This window comes from Azospirillum agricola (assembly GCF_020005195.1).
In the GTDB taxonomy this organism is placed as follows: Bacteria; Pseudomonadota; Alphaproteobacteria; order Azospirillales; family Azospirillaceae; genus Azospirillum; species Azospirillum agricola.
The window spans coordinates 384,106-403,422 of sequence record NZ_JAIFZR010000005.1; the positions used below are offsets into that span (position 1 = coordinate 384,106).

The following is a 19,317-nucleotide window of genomic DNA, read 5'->3' on the forward strand; positions in this document are numbered from 1 at the left end:
GCGGCCGTGGATGCCCGGCTCAAGGCCGGGCATGACGGGACAGCGGTGTGTCAGGACTTTCGCTCGACGGTATCAGCGGTCGCGCAGGATGAAGTCGATCATCCGCCGCAGGGCCTGCCGGGCGCGTTCCTCCCAGCCGACTCCGTCCAGTTCGACCGGAAGCGGCGGCAGGCCGACGCTGGGGGCGACCAAGCCGTCGCGGACCGCCATGGTCCGCAGCAGCACGCGGGGATGGACGCCGCCGGCCCAGGCCGGGCGGGACTCCATGGCGATCAGGATGATCGGCCCGTCGACCGCGCCCGGCGGGTCGTCGGCGATTCCAAGGCGGACAAGCGACCTCCGCCCCGCCAGACGCTGCTCAACGATGTCGCCGGCCGCCGCGCACAGCGCCGTCATGGTCGCCGAGGCGCCCTTCCCATCCTCGTCGAACACCCGGCACAGCACGCCGATCTGCGCACCCTCCTCCACCGACAAGCTGATCGGCTTGGCGAGGCATGGCCCCGCCGCCATCGCGGCGGACAGGGCGCCCGTCCCCAGCCCCGCCGCTAGCCTTGCCCCCAGCCTTGCCGTCCGCCCCTCCATCCGCCCGCCATTCGTCCCGTCCCCCCTTCGAGGCGCGGCGTCCGTCGCCGCGCGGCACCGGCTGATACGGCCGGACCAACGCCCCTCCAGCGGCCCGACCCGCCCCTTCCCTCGTGTGGGACTCCCGACAATCACCGCGGCGCCCGCCGCCCCGCCCCGCCGATTGTCGGGTATCGGACAGCCGCGCCAAAACGAACAATCTTTGTTTTTCAATGCATTGCCCATTGGCACACCCCCTGCATTCCCTCTTCCCCGAGCCATTTCGGCGTCAAGCTGGGAGAGCGGGCATGCTCCAGGACAAGATCCAGGACGTCTTCAACGAACCGGGTTGCGCGACCAACCAGGCCAAGTCGGCCAAGGAGAAGAAGAAGGGCTGCACCAAGTCCCTGAAGCCGGGGGCCGCCGCCGGCGGCTGCGCCTATGACGGCGCGATGATCGTGCTCCAGCCCATCGCCGACGCCGCCCATCTGGTGCACGGCCCGATCGCCTGCCTCGGCAACGCCTGGGACAACCGGGGCACCCGTTCATCCGGATCGCAGCTCTACCGCACCGGCTTCACCACCGACCTGTCGGAGCTGGACGTCATCGGCGGCGGCGAGAAGAAGCTCTACCGCGCCATCAAGGAGATCGTGCAGCAGTACGACCCGCCGGCCGTCTTCGTCTACCAGACCTGCGTGCCCGCCATGACCGGCGACGACATCGCCGCCGTCTGCAAGTTCGCCGCGAAGAAGCTCGGCAAGCCGGTGATCCCGGTCGACGCGCCGGGCTTCGTCGGCTCCAAGAATCTCGGCAACAAGCTGGCCGGCGAGACGCTGCTCGACCACGTCATCGGCACGGTGGAGCCAGAGCACACCACCCCGACCGACGTCTGCATCGTCGGCGAGTACAACCTCGCCGGCGAGCTGTGGCTGGTCAAGCCGCTGCTCGACGAGATCGGCATCCGCCTGCTCTCCTGCATCTCCGGCGACGGCCGCTACAACGAGGTCGCCCAGGCCCACCGGGCGCGCGTCACCATGATGGTGTGCAGCCAGGCGCTGGTGAATGTCGGCCGCAAGATGGAGGAGCGCTACGGCATCCCCTATTTCGAGGGCTCCTTCTACGGCGTGTCGGACATGTCGGACACGCTGCGCACCATGGCCCGCATGCTGGTGGAGCGCGGCGCCGACAGGGGGTTGATCGACCGCGCCGAGGGCGTCATCGCCCGCGAGGAGAGCCGCGTCTGGCGCCGGCTGGAACCCTACAAGCCGCGCTTCGACGGCAAGCGCGTGCTGCTGTTCACCGGCGGCGTCAAGAGCTGGTCGATGGTCAGCGCGCTGGAAGGCGCCGGCCTGACCATCCTCGGCACCTCGACCAAGAAGTCGACGCCGCAGGACAAGGAACGCATCAAGAAGATGAAGGGCGACGAGTTCCACCAGTGGGACGACCTGAAGCCGCGCGAGATTTACAAGATGCTGGCCGAGGACAAGGCCGACATCATGATGTCGGGCGGGCGGTCGCAGTTCATCTCGCTGAAGGCGAAGGTTCCCTGGCTCGACATCAACCAGGAGCGCCACCACGCCTACGCCGGCTACGACGGCATCGTCAATCTCTGCGAGGAGATCGACAAGACGCTGTCCAACCCGATCTGGCGCCAGGTCCGCCTGCCCGCCCCGTGGGAGCCGGCTCCCGCGCGATCGCTGCTGGCCGCCGCGGAGTGACGCCGATGTCCCACATTCAACGCACCACCGGCCAGCGCTTCCCCAACGCCGCCAAGGCCGCCTCGACCAACCCCTTGAAGATGAGCCAGCCGCTCGGCGCCGCGCTCGCCTATCTCGGGGTCGACCGCTGCCTGCCGCTGTTCCACGGCTCGCAGGGCTGCACCGCCTTCGGGCTGGTCCTGCTGGTCCGCCATTTCCGCGAGGCGATCCCGCTCCAGACCACGGCGATGGATCAGGTCTCCACCATCCTGGGCGGCTACGACAACCTCGAACAGGCGCTGCGCACCATCGTCGAGCGCAACGCCCCGGCGATGATCGGCGTCGCCACCACCGGCGTCACCGAGACCAAGGGCGAGGACATGGGCGGGCAGTACAGCCTGTTCCGCCAGCGCAACCCCGACCTGGCCGGCACGGCGCTGGTCTTCGCCAACACGCCCGACTTCGCCGGCGGCTTCGAGGAGGGCTTCGGCAAGGCGGTGACCGCCATCCTCGAGCGGCTGGTCGAGCCGTCGCCGACCACGGTGAAGACCCAGCTCAACGTGCTGGCCGGCAGCCACCTGTCGCCGGGCGACGTCGAGGAACTGCGCGACATCATCGAATCCTTCGGGCTGTCGCCGATCTTCCTGCCCGACCTGTCGCTGTCCATGTCGGGCCGCCAGCCATCCGACTTCACCGCCACCTCGCTGGGCGGGGTCACGGTGGAGCAGATCCGCTCGATGGGCGCCTCGGTGGCGACGCTGGTGATCGGCGAGCACATGCGCATCGCCGGCGCGGCGCTGGAGCTGAAGACCGACGTGCCCAGCCATTTCTTCAGCCGGCTAACCGGGCTGGAGGCGTCGGACCGGCTGATCCGCACGCTCGCCGAGATCTCCGGCCGCCCGGTGGCGGCGAAGCTGCGGCGCCAGCGCGAGAGCCTGGTCGACGGTATGCTCGACGGGCATTTCTTCTACAGCCGCAAGCGCATCGCCGTGGCGCTGGAGCCGGACCTGCTCTACGCGGTCACCAGCTTCCTGGCCGACATGGGCGCCGAGGTGGTCGCCGCCGTGTCGCCGACCCAGAACGCGGTGCTGGAGAGGCTGAAGGCGGCGACCGTGATGGTCGGCGACCATTCCGACGTCGAGACGCTGGCGCGCGACGCCGACCTGATCGTCTCGAACTCGCACGGGCGGCAGGGGGCGGCCCGGCTCGGCGTGCCGCTGCACCGCATGGGGCTTCCGATGTTCGACCGGCTCGGCGCCGGGCTGAAGGTCAGCGTCGGCTATCGCGGCACACGCGAGCTGATGTTCGAGATCGGCAACCTGTTCCTGTCCCGCGAGATGGACCACGACGCCCATCCCACCCCCCAGGGCGGGGACGGTCACGCCTGTGGAGGCGGATCATGCGGATGCAGCGCCGTCTGAGCGTGGTGAGCTTCGAGGCTCGCCCGACCAATGGAGGATCGATGAAGGTCGCTTTCTGCACCCAGGACATGCAGCACGTCGACGCGCATTTCGGCTGGGCCAAGAACATCGCCGTCTACCGGGTGGACAAGGCGGGCCACGCCTTCCTGGAGACCTTCCAGTTCGGCGGCTCGATGTTCGAGGACGGCAACGAGGACAAGCTGGTGCCGAAGCTCGACGCGCTGGCCGACGTCTCCATCGTCTACCTGTCGGCGATCGGCGCCTCGGCGGCGGCCCGCGTGGTGGCGAAGAAGATCCACCCGGTGAAGGTCGAGGCGACCGACACCATCCCGGCCCTGCTCGACAAGCTGGTGGCGACGCTGAACGGCAACCCGCCGCCCTGGCTGCGCAAGGCGCTGGGCGAAACCCAAGAACTCAATTTCGACGATGAGGAGGACTGACCCATGACGGACATTGCCGCCGCCCCGGCTGCCGAGGTCGATGTCGCCGACCAGTTCCTGAAGACGCTGGTGCTGCTGTTCCGCGCCGAGGACAGCTACGGCGCCTGGGAGGGCAAGGCCGACGAGCTGCTGCTCGCCCCCTTCATCCTGGACAAGGAGGCCCGCGCCGCCATCCCGATCATGGGCGATCCCGATCCGGACACGCTGTGGCGGCTGGAGCTGTTCTACAAGGCGGTCGGCATCACCATCGAGAAGCAGACCGGCCTGATGGCCTCGCCGATGATGAAGATCAGCCACGAGGGCTTCGGCCGCATGATCCTCACCACCGGCCGTCTGGTGGTGATCTCCAAGAGCCTGCGCGACGTCCACCGCTTCGGCTTCCCCAGCCAGGAGAAGCTGGCCGCCGACGGCGCCAAGCTGGTCGCCGACGCGGTCGCGCTGATCCGGAAATACCCGGACGTCGCCAATCTCTGACAGGGGAGAGCCCATCATGAGCGACATCGACGCCCTGAAGGACGAGATCAAGAAACTGAACGCCCGCGCGACGAAGATGAAGATGGATCTGCACGACCTGTCGGAGGAGTTGCCGCAGAACTGGCAATCCATCCTGACCGTCGCGCAGGAGACCCACGACGCTTATCGGGCGCTGACCGAGAAGCGCGCCGCCCTGAAGGCCCTGGAAAAGGCCTGATCCCCATCATCGTCCCACAAACCCGCAAAGCTTAGGCGCCCCTCCCCATCCCCGCGCCTTTCGAGAGGAGCATCCCATGGCTGAGTTCGTGACCGGCACCACCCGCGGTGGCCAGAGCTGGACACCGAAGTTCGTCGACGCCATCGACCAGAAGCAGTGCATCGGCTGCGGCCGCTGCTTCAAGGTCTGCGGACGCGGCGTGCTGGACATGATCGGCATCACCGAGGACGGCGACATCGTCGACGCCTTCGACGACGAGGCCGAGAAGAAGGTCATGACCGTCAAGGAGGCCGCCAACTGCATCGGCTGCGAAAGCTGCTCCAAGGTCTGCTCGAAGAGCTGCATCACCCACAGCGCGGTGGCGGCCTGACGGGTCATTCCGCTTCCTGGAAACAAAAAGCCCGGCGCCGCAAGGCGGCCGGGCTTTTTGCTGGGGTGGCTGTCGCCTTGTCCCCGCACCGAAAGCCCTTCTCCCGCAAGGGGAAAAGGGCTTCTCAACGGGCATGGAAAGGCTAGGCAAGCCCCCCTACTCCCCCAGCCCCTTCGCCAGCGCCGCGATGGTGCCGTAGCCGACCTGGTCCACCGGGTCGATCTCCGCCATCTTCGCCAGGATCGCCAAGGATTTCTCCCGGTTGTGCCGGCGCAGCTCGATGAAGGCCAGCGCCTTCATGGTGAACAGGAAGAAGCGCGGCGCCCCCAGCGCCGTCCAGTCGGTGGTCTGCGCCGTCAGCCGGCTCCAGTCCGCCGGGAAGCCGCCCTCGCGCGCCGCCGCGTCCAGCCCGATCCGGGCGACCCGCTCGGCGTCGGCGAGGCGCTTGCGGTTGAAGTAGAATTTGTACAGCGCGTAATAGACCGGCAGCACGCGCGGCGCCGCCCGATGGGCGTCCCACAGGATCGCCTCGCAGCGGTCGGGGATATCGCGCGCCCTCACCGCCTCCTGCAACAGCTCGTCGATGTGTTCGGGCACATCCCCGAAGGCCATGCGGCCGTTGGACATGCGCAGCTCGATCGGCTGGTCCATCTCGTCACCCTCCATTTTTCTTCCGGCCGTTTCCCGGCCGAACCATCCGGTGCACCGACGACGGCCCCATCCTGCGCCGCGCGTGCGCGCGGCGAAAGACCACAATATTTTTGTGCGGCGAAGTGTCGCGGCTGTCGCGAACCCGACACGCCCCAAACCCGACAAAACCGTTCGCGAGCGAAACTTTGTCGGAATCTTGCCAGCCCGCCCCACCATGACAATCACATAGAATCAATAGTTTACCAGTTGGCACACCACTTGCTTTATCCAATCGCAGACGGCCGGCACCCCCCGGCGGTGCGGTTGGAGGAGGCGGGACATGGTGACTCTGACGGATGCGGCGGTTTCCACCCTGGAACGGGTTCTTGCGAAGTCGGGCGGTGCCGCCGCCGGCTTGCGGATCGCGGTGACCGACGGCGGCTGCGCTGGCATGAAGTACCAGATGGGCCTGGAGGCCGCGGCGGGCGACGACGACGCCGTGCTCAGCTTCGGCCCGGTGACGATCTTCGTGGATGCCGGCAGCCAGCCCTACCTCGACGGCGTGGTGGTCGATTTCGTCGAGGGCATCGAAGGCGCCGGCTTCAAGTTCGACAACCCCAACGCCACCGGCAGCTGCGGCTGCGGCAAGTCCTTTTCGGCCGGCGGGGCGGGCGGCTCCTGCTCCACCGCATCCTCGGGCTGCGGCCCTTCTTCGGCCACGCACTGAACGCTCCTCACGGCGCTTACCCAGAGAAAAGGCAGCAGCGACATGTGGAACTACACCGACAAGGTCAAGGAACACTTCTTCAACCCGAAGAATTCCGGCGTCCTTGAGACCGCCAACGCGGTGGGCGAGGTCGGCTCCATCACCTGCGGCGACGCGCTGCGCCTGATGCTGAAGGTCGATCCCGACACGCAGATCATCCAGGACGCGAAGTTCCAGACCTTCGGCTGCGGCTCGGCCATCGCGTCCTCGTCGGCGCTGACCGAGATGATCATCGGCAAGACGGTGGACGAGGCGCTGGCCCTGACCAACCGCGACATCGCCGACTATCTCGGCGGACTGCCGCCGGAGAAGATGCACTGCTCGGTCATGGGCGCCGAGGCGCTGCGCGCCGCCATCGCCAACTTCAAGGGCGAGGCGTGGGAGGACGACCACGAGGAAGGCGAGCTGGTCTGCAAGTGCTTCGGCATCGACGCCGCGATGATCGAGCGCGCGGTGACGGTGAACGGCCTGACCACGCTGGAGGAGGTCACCCACTACACCAAGGCCGGCGGCTCCTGCCAGACCTGCCACGAGAAGATCGAGGAGGTGCTGGAGGCCGTGATGGCCAGGACCGGCGCCCTCAAGCCCGCCGCCAAGCACGCGCCGGCCGACATGGTCGGCCTCGACGCCATCCAGCCCCTGGCCCAGCCGCTCGCCGCCAAGCCGGCCGAAGCGGCGGCCGCCGCGCCGAAGCTGACCAACGTCCAGCGCATGCAGACCATCATGGCCGCCATCGAGAGCATGCGCCCGCAGATCCAGCGCGACGGCGGCGACGTCGAGCTGGTCGACATCGACGGCAAGGACATCTACGTGCGGCTGACCGGCGCCTGCTCCGGCTGCTCGCAGTCGGCCGGCACCATGATGGGGGTGCAGATGAAGCTGGTCGAGGCGCTGGGCGAGTTCGTCCGCGTCAAGCCGGCCTCCCTGCTGCCCGCCCACGCCCACTGAGGGGAGCCACCGCCATGAGCATTCCCAACAGCGGCATCTACCTCGACAACAACGCGACGACCCGCGTCGATCCCGAGGTGCTGGCCGAGATGCTGCCGCTCTTCACCGAGCATTTCGGCAACCCCTCCTCGATGCACGGCTTCGGCGCCGCGGTCGGCGGCAAGATCGAGTGGGCGCGCAAGCAGGTGCAGGCGCTGCTCGGCGCCGGTTACGACAGCGAGATCGTCTTCACCTCCGGCGGCACGGAAAGCGACAACACCGCGATCCTCTCGACCATCGAAGCCTACCCGAAGAAGACGGAGATCGTCACCAGCGTGGTCGAGCACCCCGCCGTGCTGGCGCTGTGCGATTACCTGGAGAAGAAGCGCGGCTACACGATCCACCGCATCGGCGTGGACAACAGGGGCAACCTCGACATGGACGCCTACAAGGCCGCCCTGTCGGACCGGGTCGCCATCGTCTCCATCATGTGGGCCAACAACGAGACCGGGACGATCTTCCCGGTCGAGGAGCTGGCGCGGATGGCCAAGGCGGTCGGCGCCATCTTCCACACCGACGCGGTGCAGGCGGTCGGCAAGATCCCGATGAAGCTCGCCGACAGCGCCATCGACCTGCTGTCGCTGTCCGGCCACAAGCTGCACGCGCCCAAGGGCATCGGCGCGCTCTACGTCAAGCGCGGCCTGCGCTTCCGCCCGATGATGCGCGGCGGCCACCAGGAGCGCTCGCGCCGCGCCGGCACCGAGAACGCGCCGGCCATCGTGGGCTTGGGCGCCGCCGCCCACCTCGCCCTGACCCACATGGCCGAGGAGAACACGCGGGTGAAGGCGCAGCGCGACCGGCTGGAGCAGGCGATCCTCGCCGCCGTGCCGGCCTGCTTCGTCACCGGCAACCCGGAGAACCGGCTGCCCAACACCTGCAACATCGCCTTCGAGTACATCGAGGGCGAGGCGATCCTGCTGCTGCTGAACGAGCAGGGCATCGCCGCCTCGTCGGGGTCGGCCTGCACCTCGGGGTCGCTGGAGCCGAGCCACGTCATGCGCGCCATGGGGGTTCCCTACACGGCGGCGCACGGGGCGACCCGCTTCTCGCTGTCGCGCGACACCACCGACGCCGAGATCGACCATGTGATCGCCGTGGTCCCCGGCATCATCGCCAAGCTGCGCAGCCTGTCGCCCTATTGGGAACAGGCGGCCGGCAAGGCCAAGGAGTTCGCGCCGGTCTATTCCTAACACCGGGATCGCAGACCGGGTCGGGGGGCCGCCTCCGACACCCCGCCCGACGACACCCCGTCGGGGCGGTGTCCCGGCCCGGTCTGCGACACTTGTCGGGGGCATGCCCATCCACCGTGCCCCTACCCCAACCCTCCCCTGCCTTCGCGGGGGAGGGGGCAAGGTTCCACACAGGGACGACGCCCATGCCCTCTCCCGCCGCCACCATCATCAACGACACGACGCTGCGCGACGGCGAGCAGACCGCCGGGGTGGCCTTCACGCTCGACGAGAAGATCGCCATCGCCCGCGCGCTCGACGCGGCCGGCGTGCCCGAGCAGGAGATCGGCATCCCCGCCATGGGCGAGGAGGAGCGGGACGGCATCCGCGCCGTGGCGTCGCTCGGCCTCAGGGGCCGGCTGATGGTGTGGTGCCGCATGCACGACACCGACCTGAAGGCGGCGCTGTCCTGCGGCGTCGGCTTCGTCAACCTGTCCATGCCCGTCTCCGACATCCACATCACCAGGAAGCTCAAGCGCAGCCGCGCCTGGGCACTGGCCGAGATCGACCGCAAGGTCCGGCAGGCCCGCGACCATGGGCTGGAGGTCAGCCTCGGCGGCGAGGATTCCTCCCGCGCCGACATGGATTTCCTGGTCGAGGCCGTCACCGTGGCGCAGGCCGCCGGGGCCCGCCGCTTCCGCTTCGCCGACACGCTCGGCGTGCTCGACCCCTTCCAGACGCGCGCCTGCATCGAACGGCTGCGCCGGGCCACCGACCTGGAGATCGAGATCCATTCTCACGACGACCTCGGCCTCGCCAACGCCAACTCGCTGGCCGCCGTGCTGGGCGGCGCCACCCACGTCAACACCACGGTGAACGGCTTGGGCGAGCGCGCCGGCAACGCCCCGCTGGAGGAGGTGGTGGTATCGCTGAAGCACCTCTACGGCCGCGACACCGGCATCGACACCCGCGCGCTCGCCAGCATCTCCGACTTGGTCGAGCGCGCCTCCAACCGGCCGGTGGCGGTGAACAAGTCGATCGTCGGCGACGCGGTCTTCACCCACGAGGCCGGCATCCACGTCGACGGGCTGCTGCGCGACCGCGCCACCTACCAGAATCTCGACCCGGCCGAGGTCGGGCGCGAGCACCGCATCGTGCTCGGCAAGCATTCCGGCACGGCGGCGGTGAAGATGGCCTATGACGGGCTTGGCCTCGCCTGCGACGACGCCACCGCCCGGGCGGTGCTGCCGCAGGTCCGCGCGCTCGCCACCCGCGCCAAGCGGGCGCCGACCCCCGACGAGCTGCGCGCCTTCCACGCCGCCGTCCGGCATTGACACCGCCTTCACCGCATTCCGATGAGGGAACCCCGCCCATGGCCGCCATCGACGCCGACACGGACCGCCGCATGACGCCCCCGGCCGCCACTCCCGGCATTCTGGCCCTGCTGCGCGAGGACGTCGCCTGCGTCTTCGACCGCGACCCGGCGGCGCGCAACGTCCTCGACGTGCTGACCTGCTATCCGGGCATCCACGCGCTGGCGGCGCACCGGATCGCCAACGCGGCGTGGCGGCGCGGCCTGCGCTGGCCGGCGCGCTTCCTGTCCTATCTCGGGCGCTGGTTGACCAACATCGACATCCATCCCGGCGCCACCATCGGCCGCCGCTTCTTCATCGACCATGGCGCCGGAGTCGTCATCGGCGAGACGGCGGAAGTCGGCGACGACGTGACGCTCTATCACGGGGTGACGCTGGGCGGCACCTCCTGGACCAAGGGCAAGCGCCACCCGACGCTGGAGGACGGCGTGCTGGTCGGGGCGGGGGCGAAGGTCCTGGGACCGATCACCGTCGGCCCCAACGCGCGTGTCGGCGCCAACTCGGTCGTCACCAAGAGCGTGCCCGGCGGCATGACCGTCGTCGGCATCCCCGGCCGCATCGTCCGCCCCGAGACCCAGAGCCAACCCCAAAGCCAGTTGGGCGCCCACGGCATCGACCTGGAGCATCACCTGATGCCCGACCCGGTCGGCAAGGCGATCGCCTGCCTGATCGACCACATCAACCGCATCGAGGAGCGGCTGGAAGCCCACACCGCCGCCGAACAGGCCCGCGCGCCGCTCTCGAAGATTCCACTGGGGGATCTCCGGCTCGCCGACATCCGGCTCGACGGCGTGGCCTGCGACTCCTGCGGCAATCTCTGCGACCAGGAGGGCCGCGCGCCCTCCCCCTCCACCCAGCAGCACGCCTGAGGAGCGACCACGATGAGCGATTTCACCGACGATCTCGACGATTTGGAAACCGCCGAGGACTTCCTGCGCTTCTTCCAGGTCACCTACGACCAGCGGGTGGTCAACGTGAACCGCCTGCACATCCTGCAACGTTTCCACGACTATCTGTCGGCCGACAGCGGGATGGAGGGGCTGGACGACGAGGGCATGGCGTCCCGCTACCGCGTGCATCTCCAGCGGGCCTACCAGGACTTCGTGCTGTCCAACGCCATCGCCGAGAAGACCTTCAAGGTCCACAAGGAGGAGGCGCGCAAGATGGCCGACCGCTTCGTGCCGCTGGACAGCCTGCTCGGCGCGCCGGTCGGCTGACGGAAACCGGCGCCTCATTCACCCGGACGCGTGTGAACCGCGAAGGCCGGACGGCCCTTCGCGGTTCTTTCCGTTCAGTGGATCTTCCGTTCGTTCCCGGTGTCGCGGCGATAGACGTGGACGTGGTAGGCGGCCATCGGGTTTTCGTCGAGATAGTCCAGAAGCGCGCGCTCCGTCTTCGCCGTGACGTTGCGGATCAGCACCTGCCAGGCCGGCTCCATCGTCGCGCGGCTGGTCTCGTTGTGGGGCAGCATGATGAAACCCGCCCATTCGGGATTGAAATCCGCCAGATAGCTCTTGGCGTAATGCTCCATCATCGCCGCGTCGTTGACGTTGACGGTTTCCATGTTTTCAAAACAGACACGCAGATCCATGGCCAGTCTCCCTCAAGGCTGCTGGGGTGCCGGCGGCTGACCGGGCAACGCCCCTGGTCCGGAAACAGAGCTGCCTCAGAGATGGTGCGCCCCACCCCCCAACGACAAGGCCCGCCACTCTTCGCACCCACCGTTGGTCATAGAGGCGCGAATCATCCTGTCCGGGCACCCTGTTCCACCTGTAGACTCGGTGTGACACCCATCAGGCAGTCATGATGACCGACGACCCGCCCACCTTGCCCCATACGCCGCGCGTCCTGATCGTCGAGGACGAGAGCCTCGCCGCCATGGCGCTGGAGGAGATCCTGGGCATGCTGGGCTACGAGGTCTGCGGCACCGCCGACAACGCCGAGGACGCCATCATGGCGGCCGAGCGGCAGCGCCCCGACATCGTCATGATGGACATCCGGCTGCACGGCCCCCGCGACGGCATCGAGACGGCGGCGGCGATCCGCGCCCGTTTCGGCATCCGCAGCATCTTCATGTCGGCCTTCGGCGACCCGGACACCCGCCGCCGCGCCGAGGATTGCCAGCCCTTCGGCTTCGTGAAGAAGCCCTATTTCCCCAACCAGCTCGACCGCGTCCTCGCCGACGCCACCCAGCAGCTCGCCTTGGTCCGCTGAGGCCGGAACCGAAAAAACCCCTCCGCCGGAGCGGAGGGGCTGGATGCGTCTTGCGGTCCGGGTCTTGCGGTCCGTGGAACCCGGCTCAGCCGAACTTGTAGCTGATGCCGTAGCCGCCCCGCGGGTAGTTCCATTCGATGTTGCCGCTGTCCTGGCAGATCACCCGGCAGGTGCCGCATTCCAGGCAGCCGTCGGTCGCCAGCGTCACGCCCCCCGCCTCGTTGGTCGAGTAACAGCCGGCCGGGCAGCAGACGGTGCAGGCCTTGCTGGTGCAGGCGGCGCAGTGCGCCTCGTCCTTGATCGTGATGTGCGGACGGTTCTCGTCGACGATGTAGCGGTTCTGGTACAGCTTCTCTTCGATCTTCACCATCATGTTCATCGCATCGCCCTCACCAGCTTGATTGCGTCACCGACCAGACCGAACACCGAACGGCGCTTGACGAAGGACTTCATGATCGCCTTCTCCTTCGTGCGCTTGTCGACGCTGTCCACGGTGAACCAGTTGTGCGCCGCCTGGGTGATCTCGTCCGGGTAGGCGCCGAAGAACTGCTTGTTGGAATGCATGATCCCCGGCAGTTCGCGATACTTCTTCAGATCCTTGATGATGAAGCTCTCGTCGAGCTTCGCCTTGTAGCCGGCGAGGTTGCCGGCGCTGAACTCCTTGCCGGCGGCCTTCAGCTCGATCACCGTCTCCGCCGCCATGCGGCCGGACGCCATGGCGAGGTTGGAGCCCTCGCGGTGCGCCGCGTTGTTGAAATGGGCGGCGTCGCCGACCACCATCCAGCCGTCGCCGTAGAGCTGCGGGATCGCCTTGAAACCGCCCTCCGGGATCAGGTGGGCGCAATACTCCTTCATCTCGGCGCCTTCGATCAGCGGCTTGATGACGGGGTGGTTCTTCAGGTCCTCCAGCATCTTGTAGGGCGGGCAGTCACCCTTCTTGAAGTCGGAGACCAGGCAGCCGATGCCGATCGTCAGCGATTCCTTGTTGGTGTAGAGGAAGGCGGTGCCGACCATCCCCTTGGTCACCTTGCCCATGATCTCGATGACGACGCCCTCGTCGTCCTTGATGCCGAAGCGCTGCTGGATCAGCTCGGGATCGATGAACAGGATCTCCTTGACCGCCAGCGCGACGTTCTCCGGCGCCGCCTCCTTCTGGTAGCCGGAGCGGCGCGCCAGCAGGGCGTTGACGCCGTCGGCCATGATCACGACGTCGGCGTGGATCTCGCCGCCCTCGCGGTCGGTGCGCACGCCGATCACCTTGCCCAACGGATCGCGGATCAGCTCCGTCACCGTCGTCTCGCAGATCTGGAGACCGCCGACCGCGCGGATCTTCTCGGCGAACCACTTGTCGATGTTGGCGCGGATGATGGTGTAGCGGTTCGGCGTGTCGCTGTTGTACGCCTCGGACCGGTAGTTGGTGCCGATGTAGTTGTCGTCGCCGAGCAGCCAGATGCGCTGTTCGATGATGTGGCGTTCGGTCGGGCAGTCGTCCCGGAAGTCCGGGATGATCTTCTCCAGCTCGTGGGCGTACATGATGCCGCCCTGGACGTTCTTGGCGCCGGCATACTCGCCGCGCTCCAGCTGGAGCACCTTCAGCCCCTGCTTGGCCAGCGTGTAGGTGGCGGCGTTGCCGGACGGGCCGGCACCGATGACGATGGCGTCGAACTTTTCGACCATGTCGGAAGGCTCCTTTCTCGTCCGTAAGGTCAGCCGGCCAGCCGGTTGACCGACAGGCGGCGGCCGAAGGCGTCGGTCAGCGCGGGCAGGATGGTCAGCGCGTCGCCGACCAGACCCAGATGGGCGAAGTCGAAGATCGTCGCGTTGGGGTCGGTGTTGATCGCCAGGATCAGGTCGGACTTCTCCATGCCGACGCGATGCTGGATGGCGCCGGAGATGCCGGCGGCGATGTAGAGCTTGGGGCGCACGGTCTTGCCGGTCTGGCCGACCTGCCGGTCGCTGCCGGCCCAGCCGGCCTGGACCAGCGGGCGGGTCACCCCGACCTCGGCGCCCAGCACCTTGGCGAGGTCGAAGACCAGCTTCATGTTCTCCGCCTTGCCCAGCCCCTTGCCGGCCGAGACGATGACGTCGGCGAAGGCGAGCTGCGCCTCGTTCTGCTCGCGGTCGGCGATGAAGTTGAGCACCTTGGTGACGACGCTCTCCTCCTGGAGGTTGGGGAAGACCTCCTCGACGCGGCCGGTTCGGCTGTCGTCGCGCTCGGGCATCGCCATCACGCGGGGACGCACGGTCGCCATCTGCGGCCGGTAGGCCAAGGTCTGGATGGTGCAGAGCAGCGTGCCGCCGAAGGTCGGCCGCGTCGCCGCCAGCGAGCGGTTGTCGGCGTAGATGTCCAGCTCGGTGCAGTCGGCGGTCAGGCCGGTCGCCAGCGTGGTGGCGATGGCGCCGGCCAGATCGCGGCCCAGCGTGGTGGCGCCGAGCAGCACGATCTCCGGCTTGTAGGCGTTGACCACGTCGGTCATCACCCGGCAGTAGGGATCGGTGCGGTAGTCGGCCAGCACCGGGTCGGTCACCTTGTAGACGATGTCGGCGCCGTAGCTGATGGCGTCGCCGCAGATGCGGTTCAGGTCGGGGCCCTCGGCGCCCAGCACCACGGCGCCGACCTCGACGCCCAGCTTGTCGGCCAGCTTGCGGGCCTCGCCCAGCAGCTCCAGCGAGACGGAATGGACGATGCCGCGCTCCTGCTCGACGATCACCCAGACGTTCTTGTAGACCTTGAGGTGTTCGGGAAGCTGGAACTTGCGGCCCTGGGGCTTGCTCGGTTCGCTCATCGTCGGGTCTCCGGCGGAAGGATCGTCAAAGCCCGGCCGCGGCGCGGGCGAGCAGATCGTCGGCCAGCTTGGGCTGGGCGGCGAAGATGGCGTCGAGGGCGGCGGCGGCCAGCGCGTCCGGCGAGGAGCCGTCAGCCTTGATCATCTTGGCCTTCTCGGCGCGCGGCTTGGGCACGAAGACCTTCGACACCACGGTGGGCGAGCCCTTGAGGCCGACCTTGGCCTCCTCGGCGCCGGTGAAGTCGCGGCTCCAGGTCTTCAGCTCGTAGCGCGCGGCGCGGAACATGTCGTCCATCTTGCCGAAGCGCATCGTGTTGGTGCCCTCCAGCATGGTGATCATGCAGGGCAGCCGGGTCTTCAGCACCTGCACGCCGCCTTCGGAGCGGCGCTGCACCACGATCTCCTTGGCGGACTCGTTCAGCTCCTCGATCCTGGTGATGTAGGTGAGCTGCTCGAAGCCGAGGCGGGTGGCGATGCCGGGGCCGACCTGGGCGGTGTCGCCGTCGACCGTCTGCTTGCCGCAGAACACGATGTCGACCGGGTCCTCCTCCGACAGCTTGAGGATCGCCGAGGTCAGCGCGTAGGAGGTGGCCAGCGTGTCGGAGCCGGCGAACTTGCGGTCGGTCAGCAGCACGGCGTCGTCGGCGCCCAGCGACAGGGCCTTGCGCAGCGAGGCTTCCGCCATCGGCGGGCCCATGGTCAGCACGGTGACGCGCGCCCCCACCTTGTCCTTCAGCCGCAGCGCCTCCTCCAGCGAGAACAGGTCGAAGGGGTTGATGATGGCGGGGACGCCCTGCCGCATGATCGTGTTGGTCACGGGATGGATGCGGATCTGGGCGCTGTCGGGCACCTGTTTGATACAGACGACGATGTGCATCCCGGTCTCCTTGAGAACGCTGGGGATAACGCTGGGCCGAAGCGCGAGGGGGTGCCGGCTGACAACCGGCGCACCCTCCCAACAGCAAGCCCCGTGCCAGCCGGGATGCGGTTCGAAAATGCTTTAATTTACAATTACTTGGAAGACATGACCGGACACCGCAAGGTTGTCGCAAAGGCGACAAACCCCACGCGTGTCGGGTTCTTTACAGCTTGGCGGCGGGGCGGCGACGTCCCGCTCAGGCGGCGGCGATGCAGGCGACGACACGGTCCAGCTCGCGGCCGACCCGCTCGACCATTGCGTCGATGCCGTCGAGCCGCCGGTCGAGCGCCGCAAGCTCGACGGCGTCCGCCGCCGCCGCCAGATCGCGGGCGCCGACGGTGCGCGACGACCCGGCCAGCTTGTGCGCCGCCTGCCGCACCTCGTCCCAGGCGGCGCCGGCGAGGGAATCGACCAGCCAGCGGTGCGACGCGGTGTTCGACGTCACGAACTCGCCGAGGAGTTGGCGGACGAAGTCGGTGTCGCCGTCGAACAGCCCGGCCAGCGCGCCGATGTCGAGCGGCGGCAGGGCGGAGGGTGCCGGGGCGGGTGGGGAAGGCAACGGAGGGGCCGGTGCGGGCGTCTCCTCCACAGCGGCATCCGGCGGCAGGAAACGGTCGAGCACCCGGCGCAGCTGCCCGAGATCCACCGGCTTGGACACGCTGTCATCCATGCCGGCGGCGAAGCAGGTCTGCACCTCCCCCTCCAGCGCGTTGGCGGTGATGGCGACGATCGGCAGGCGGGCTCCGATCCCCGACGCGGCCTCCGCCGCGCGGATGGCGCGGGCCAGCTCCAGCCCGTCCATCTCCGGCATCTGGCAATCGGTCAGCAGCAGCGCGTAGCGGCCCGTGCGCCACATCGCCAGCGCCTGGACGCCGTCCTCCGCCATCTCCATCGCGTGCCCGAGCAGGGCGAGCTGGCGCTGGATGACATGCCGGTTGGTCGGATGATCCTCCGCCACCAGGATCAGGCGGTCGCGCGCCATGGCCTCCTCCACCGAAGGCGGCCGCCGCGCCGCCGAGAGTGCGGAATCGCTCGGGCAATCGGCGGCGAGCGATTCGACCGGCGCCCCCCTCCCCGCCGCCGCCAGCACCGCCCGCACCAGATGGGACCGGCGCAGCGGCCGCGCGACCGCGACCGTTCCATTGGGTGGCAACGATCCGGCAGGCGGCGTCCGATCGTTCGGTCCGCAGAGCCTCACCCGCCCGCGCACCCGCCCGCGCGGATCGGCGTCGAGCGCCGCCGTCTCGACCTCCGGCGCCACCACCAGCACGTCGCAGGCGGCGGTCGGCAGCAGCGTGCGCAGGGCCGTGGCGCTGTCCGGAGCGTCGACCACCAGGGCGCCGTCACTGTTCAGGTAGCGCGCAAGGAAGCCGCGCTCGGCCTCGTCGGGGGCCAGCAGCAGGACGGTGACGCCGGCCAGAGGCGCCGCCGGCTCCGCCACGGCGTCCGGCTCCGCCGCCAGATCGGCGGCGAAGGTGAACCAGAAGGTCGATCCCATCCCCGGCGCGCTGGTGACGCCGATCTCGCCGCCCATCAGTTCGGCCAGGCGGCGGCAGATCGACAGGCCGAGCCCGGTGCCGCCGAAACGGCGGGTGGTCGACGCCTCGGCCTGGGTGAAGGGGCGGAACAGGCGGGCCTGGTTCTCCGCCGAGATGCCGATGCCGGTGTCGGTGACGGCGATGCGGATGGTGACGCGATCGCCGTCGAAGCGGGCCAGCTCGGCCTTCACCGTCACCGACCCGCCCTGGGTGAACTTCACCGCGTTTCCGGCGATGTTGAACAGCACCTGCCGGATGCGCACCGGATCGCCCAGCACGGTCGCCGGCAGGTCGGGGTCGACGAAGGTGATCAGCGACAGCCCCTTGGCGCGGGCGCCGGGGGCCAGCGTGTCGGCCACCCCCTCGACCACGGCGGGCAGCGAGACGGGGACCCGCTCCAGATCCAGCCGTCCGGCCTCGATCTTCGAGAAGTCCAGAATGTCGTTGATGATGGTCAGCAGGGAGCCGGCCGAATCGCGCACCACCTCCACCAGCTCGCGCTGGTCGGCGGTCAGGCTGGTGTGCTCCAGCAGCTCCAGCATGCCCTGCACCCCGTTCATCGGCGTGCGGATCTCATGGCTCATGGTGGCCAGGAACAGCGACTTCGCCCGGTTGGCGGCCTCCGCCGCCTCGGTCGCGGCAACGAGGTCGCGGGTGCGCTCCGCGACCTGCCGCTCCAGGCTGCGGTTCAGCTCGGTCAGCTCCTCGTAGAGATGGACGTTGTCGAAGCCGATCGCCACCTTGGCGCAGAAGACCTCCAGCAGCCGCCGCTCGTCGGCCGTCAGCGACCGCGCGTGGGTCAGGTAGAAGGCGGTCTCGTGATGGCGCGAGGCGGAGCGGAAGACCAGCACGCTGTGGGTCCGCTCGTACCGATTGCGGCCGTCGCCCAGCGCCGCGGTCACGGCGAAAACCGCCTCGGGCGGCAGGGTGGTGCGCAGCGGCCGGCCCTCCCCGCCCGCGTAGACGCCGTTGCCGCCGAGCAACAGCGGCTCGCCCAAGGCGGCGCCGTCCTGGGTCAGGCGGCTGACCAGCGCCACCCCGTCGCCGGGCGGACAGACGCCGACGATCTGCGCCACCGCGTCGCCGACGAACTCGGCCATCGTCCGCTTGTCGAGCAGGGAGGAGGAGGCGTCGAGGATGCGCTCCAGCCCCTCGCGGTGGTCCTCGATGGCGGTGATGTCCTGATAGCCGCGCAGCGCCGCGACCACCGAGGTGAACAGCTTCTGCGCCGTCAGCTCGGTCTTCGACTTGTAGTCGTTGATGTCGTAGCTGAGGATGACGTCGCGTTCCGGCGCCTGCCCCGGCTGGCCGGTGCGCAGGATGATGCGGACGCGGCGGTTCCTCATCTCGCTGCGGATGTGGCGGACCAGCCGCAGGCCGGCGTCGTCGGATTCCATCACCACATCGAGCAGGATCACGGCGATGGCCGGATTGGCGCGCAGCACGGCGCGCGCCTCCGTCGCCGTGCCGGCCGAGAGGAACTGCGCCGGCCGCCCTTCGAAGGTGAAGCCGCGCAGCACCATCTTGGTGGTGGCGTGGATGGCGGGATCGTCGTCGACGATCAGGATCACCCAGGGCTCGACCGGCTCGGGCGGGACCGGCGGGAGCAAGGCGGCCTCGGCCGCCGGGTCCTCGTCGGCGAACAGAAACTCGTCGCTCATCCCCCGCCCCCAGTCCCAAGGCCGCCGCCAACCGCGCTTTTTGCGCGCGCGACGATAGCACAACCCGCCGAGCGCCTGCCAGACGGCCCCGGCC

The 19,317-nt window shown here is 68.7% G+C and carries 21 protein-coding genes; 13 read left to right on the forward strand and 8 right to left on the reverse strand.

Annotated features, from left to right (window positions below):
- Nucleotides 1–72: 72 nt before the first annotated feature.
- The gene (locus JN22_RS16670; RefSeq protein WP_143268342.1) at nt 73–582 is read right to left on the reverse strand and encodes a hypothetical protein; all 510 of its coding nucleotides are present in this window, start codon (nt 580–582) and stop codon (nt 73–75) included.
- 287 nt (nt 583–869) lie between these two features.
- Here JN22_RS16670 and nifE point away from each other — a divergent pair, with 287 nt between their 5' ends.
- The 6 genes from nifE (at nt 870) to fdxB (ending at nt 5,180) form a co-directional block, all read left to right on the forward strand.
- Entirely contained in the window at nt 870–2,279 is a 1,410-nt protein-coding gene (nifE, locus tag JN22_RS16675) for a nitrogenase iron-molybdenum cofactor biosynthesis protein NifE (RefSeq protein WP_085555036.1), read from the forward strand.
- 5 nt (nt 2,280–2,284) lie between these two features.
- Nucleotides 2,285–3,679 carry a nitrogenase iron-molybdenum cofactor biosynthesis protein NifN gene (gene nifN / locus JN22_RS16680; protein WP_085555037.1) on the forward strand — a complete coding sequence of 465 codons (1,395 nt, stop codon included), beginning with the start codon at nt 2,285–2,287 and terminating at the stop codon, nt 3,677–3,679.
- On the forward strand, nt 3,658–4,119 hold the full coding sequence (gene nifX / locus JN22_RS16685; protein WP_223677758.1) for a nitrogen fixation protein NifX: 462 nt from the start codon (nt 3,658–3,660) through the stop codon (nt 4,117–4,119). Before nifN ends, nifX begins: the two co-directional genes overlap by 22 nt.
- 3 nt (nt 4,120–4,122) lie before the next feature.
- On the forward strand, nt 4,123–4,593 hold the full coding sequence (locus JN22_RS16690; RefSeq protein ID WP_085555038.1) for a NifX-associated nitrogen fixation protein: 471 nt from the start codon (nt 4,123–4,125) through the stop codon (nt 4,591–4,593).
- Nucleotides 4,594–4,609: 16 nt separating this feature from the next.
- On the forward strand, nt 4,610–4,810 hold the full coding sequence (locus tag JN22_RS16695; protein WP_085555039.1) for a CCE_0567 family metalloprotein: 201 nt from the start codon (nt 4,610–4,612) through the stop codon (nt 4,808–4,810).
- 76 nt (nt 4,811–4,886) lie between these two features.
- Nucleotides 4,887–5,180, forward strand: coding sequence for a ferredoxin III, nif-specific (fdxB, locus tag JN22_RS16700; protein ID WP_085555040.1), 294 nt, complete (start codon nt 4,887–4,889; stop codon nt 5,178–5,180).
- 156 nt (nt 5,181–5,336) lie between these two features.
- Here the strand turns inward: fdxB and JN22_RS16705 are convergent, their stop codons facing one another.
- A complete protein-coding gene (locus JN22_RS16705; protein ID WP_223677759.1) occupies nt 5,337–5,846 on the reverse strand; it encodes a hypothetical protein in 510 nt (169 codons plus the stop codon).
- Nucleotides 5,847–6,150: 304 nt separating this feature from the next.
- On the opposite strand from JN22_RS16705, the gene JN22_RS16710 reads away from it, so the two are divergent.
- The 6 genes from JN22_RS16710 to nifW all read left to right on the forward strand — a co-directional run bounded on the left by JN22_RS16710 (nt 6,151) and on the right by nifW (nt 11,322).
- Nucleotides 6,151–6,537, forward strand: a complete 387-nt coding sequence (locus JN22_RS16710) for a HesB/IscA family protein (protein ID WP_085555041.1) — start codon at nt 6,151–6,153, stop codon at nt 6,535–6,537.
- Nucleotides 6,538–6,579: 42 nt separating this feature from the next.
- The gene (nifU, locus tag JN22_RS16715) at nt 6,580–7,524 is read left to right on the forward strand and encodes a Fe-S cluster assembly protein NifU (RefSeq protein ID WP_085555042.1); all 945 of its coding nucleotides are present in this window, start codon (nt 6,580–6,582) and stop codon (nt 7,522–7,524) included.
- A 14-nt stretch (nt 7,525–7,538) separates the two neighbouring features.
- Entirely contained in the window at nt 7,539–8,753 is a 1,215-nt protein-coding gene (nifS, locus tag JN22_RS16720) for a cysteine desulfurase NifS (RefSeq protein WP_085555043.1), read from the forward strand.
- Between the two features lie 185 nt (nt 8,754–8,938).
- Nucleotides 8,939–10,066, forward strand: a complete 1,128-nt coding sequence (gene nifV / locus JN22_RS16725; RefSeq protein ID WP_085555044.1) for a homocitrate synthase — start codon at nt 8,939–8,941, stop codon at nt 10,064–10,066.
- A gap of 38 nt (nt 10,067–10,104) precedes the next feature.
- Nucleotides 10,105–10,974 (forward strand): serine O-acetyltransferase, encoded by an 870-nt coding sequence (gene cysE, locus JN22_RS16730; RefSeq protein ID WP_179166179.1) that lies wholly within the window; start codon nt 10,105–10,107, stop codon nt 10,972–10,974.
- Between the two features lie 12 nt (nt 10,975–10,986).
- A complete protein-coding gene (gene nifW, locus JN22_RS16735) occupies nt 10,987–11,322 on the forward strand; it encodes a nitrogenase-stabilizing/protective protein NifW (protein ID WP_085555045.1) in 336 nt (111 codons plus the stop codon).
- Between the two features lie 74 nt (nt 11,323–11,396).
- Here the strand turns inward: nifW and JN22_RS16740 are convergent, their stop codons facing one another.
- On the reverse strand, nt 11,397–11,696 hold the full coding sequence (locus JN22_RS16740; RefSeq protein WP_085555046.1) for a hypothetical protein: 300 nt from the start codon (nt 11,694–11,696) through the stop codon (nt 11,397–11,399).
- Nucleotides 11,697–11,908: 212 nt separating this feature from the next.
- On the opposite strand from JN22_RS16740, the gene JN22_RS16745 reads away from it, so the two are divergent.
- Nucleotides 11,909–12,319 carry a response regulator gene (locus JN22_RS16745; RefSeq protein WP_223677760.1) on the forward strand — a complete coding sequence of 137 codons (411 nt, stop codon included), beginning with the start codon at nt 11,909–11,911 and terminating at the stop codon, nt 12,317–12,319.
- 85 nt (nt 12,320–12,404) lie between these two features.
- Here JN22_RS16745 and JN22_RS16750 read toward each other — a convergent pair whose 3' ends face one another.
- The 5 genes from JN22_RS16750 to JN22_RS16770 form a co-directional block, all read right to left on the reverse strand.
- Nucleotides 12,405–12,698 carry a ferredoxin family protein gene (locus JN22_RS16750; RefSeq protein WP_209780157.1) on the reverse strand — a complete coding sequence of 98 codons (294 nt, stop codon included), beginning with the start codon at nt 12,696–12,698 and terminating at the stop codon, nt 12,405–12,407.
- Nucleotides 12,695–13,996, reverse strand: coding sequence for an FAD-dependent monooxygenase (locus JN22_RS16755; protein ID WP_085555047.1), 1,302 nt, complete (start codon nt 13,994–13,996; stop codon nt 12,695–12,697). Before JN22_RS16755 ends, JN22_RS16750 begins: the two co-directional genes overlap by 4 nt.
- 29 nt (nt 13,997–14,025) lie before the next feature.
- The gene (locus tag JN22_RS16760; protein WP_085555048.1) at nt 14,026–15,105 is read right to left on the reverse strand and encodes an electron transfer flavoprotein subunit alpha/FixB family protein; all 1,080 of its coding nucleotides are present in this window, start codon (nt 15,103–15,105) and stop codon (nt 14,026–14,028) included.
- Nucleotides 15,106–15,130: 25 nt separating this feature from the next.
- On the reverse strand, nt 15,131–15,982 hold the full coding sequence (locus JN22_RS16765) for an electron transfer flavoprotein subunit beta/FixA family protein (protein ID WP_085555049.1): 852 nt from the start codon (nt 15,980–15,982) through the stop codon (nt 15,131–15,133).
- A 238-nt stretch (nt 15,983–16,220) separates the two neighbouring features.
- A complete protein-coding gene (locus JN22_RS16770; protein ID WP_085555050.1) occupies nt 16,221–19,223 on the reverse strand; it encodes a hybrid sensor histidine kinase/response regulator in 3,003 nt (1,000 codons plus the stop codon).
- Between the last annotated feature and the right edge of the window lie 94 nt (nt 19,224–19,317).

What these genes read in the sequence shown, in the direction of transcription:
- JN22_RS16705 (WP_223677759.1), bottom strand. Translation starts at nt 5,846, where the DNA reads ATGGAGGGTGACGAGATGGACCAGCCGATCGAGCTGCGCATGTCCAAC.
- nifW (WP_085555045.1), top strand. Translation starts at nt 10,987, where the DNA reads ATGAGCGATTTCACCGACGATCTCGACGATTTGGAAACCGCCGAGGAC.
- JN22_RS16710 (WP_085555041.1), top strand. Translation starts at nt 6,151, where the DNA reads ATGGTGACTCTGACGGATGCGGCGGTTTCCACCCTGGAACGGGTTCTT.
- JN22_RS16760 (WP_085555048.1), bottom strand. Translation starts at nt 15,105, where the DNA reads ATGAGCGAACCGAGCAAGCCCCAGGGCCGCAAGTTCCAGCTTCCCGAA.
- JN22_RS16750 (WP_209780157.1), bottom strand. Translation starts at nt 12,698, where the DNA reads ATGAACATGATGGTGAAGATCGAAGAGAAGCTGTACCAGAACCGCTAC.
- fdxB (WP_085555040.1), top strand. Translation starts at nt 4,887, where the DNA reads ATGGCTGAGTTCGTGACCGGCACCACCCGCGGTGGCCAGAGCTGGACA.
- cysE (WP_179166179.1), top strand. Translation starts at nt 10,105, where the DNA reads ATGGCCGCCATCGACGCCGACACGGACCGCCGCATGACGCCCCCGGCC.
- nifE (WP_085555036.1), top strand. Translation starts at nt 870, where the DNA reads ATGCTCCAGGACAAGATCCAGGACGTCTTCAACGAACCGGGTTGCGCG.
- JN22_RS16765 (WP_085555049.1), bottom strand. Translation starts at nt 15,982, where the DNA reads ATGCACATCGTCGTCTGTATCAAACAGGTGCCCGACAGCGCCCAGATC.
- nifU (WP_085555042.1), top strand. Translation starts at nt 6,580, where the DNA reads ATGTGGAACTACACCGACAAGGTCAAGGAACACTTCTTCAACCCGAAG.
- nifS (WP_085555043.1), top strand. Translation starts at nt 7,539, where the DNA reads ATGAGCATTCCCAACAGCGGCATCTACCTCGACAACAACGCGACGACC.
- JN22_RS16690 (WP_085555038.1), top strand. Translation starts at nt 4,123, where the DNA reads ATGACGGACATTGCCGCCGCCCCGGCTGCCGAGGTCGATGTCGCCGAC.
- JN22_RS16740 (WP_085555046.1), bottom strand. Translation starts at nt 11,696, where the DNA reads ATGGATCTGCGTGTCTGTTTTGAAAACATGGAAACCGTCAACGTCAAC.
- JN22_RS16670 (WP_143268342.1), bottom strand. Translation starts at nt 582, where the DNA reads ATGGAGGGGCGGACGGCAAGGCTGGGGGCAAGGCTAGCGGCGGGGCTG.
- JN22_RS16745 (WP_223677760.1), top strand. Translation starts at nt 11,909, where the DNA reads ATGATGACCGACGACCCGCCCACCTTGCCCCATACGCCGCGCGTCCTG.
- nifX (WP_223677758.1), top strand. Translation starts at nt 3,658, where the DNA reads ATGCGGATGCAGCGCCGTCTGAGCGTGGTGAGCTTCGAGGCTCGCCCG.
- JN22_RS16770 (WP_085555050.1), bottom strand. Translation starts at nt 19,223, where the DNA reads ATGAGCGACGAGTTTCTGTTCGCCGACGAGGACCCGGCGGCCGAGGCC.
- nifV (WP_085555044.1), top strand. Translation starts at nt 8,939, where the DNA reads ATGCCCTCTCCCGCCGCCACCATCATCAACGACACGACGCTGCGCGAC.
- nifN (WP_085555037.1), top strand. Translation starts at nt 2,285, where the DNA reads ATGTCCCACATTCAACGCACCACCGGCCAGCGCTTCCCCAACGCCGCC.
- JN22_RS16755 (WP_085555047.1), bottom strand. Translation starts at nt 13,996, where the DNA reads ATGGTCGAAAAGTTCGACGCCATCGTCATCGGTGCCGGCCCGTCCGGC.
- JN22_RS16695 (WP_085555039.1), top strand. Translation starts at nt 4,610, where the DNA reads ATGAGCGACATCGACGCCCTGAAGGACGAGATCAAGAAACTGAACGCC.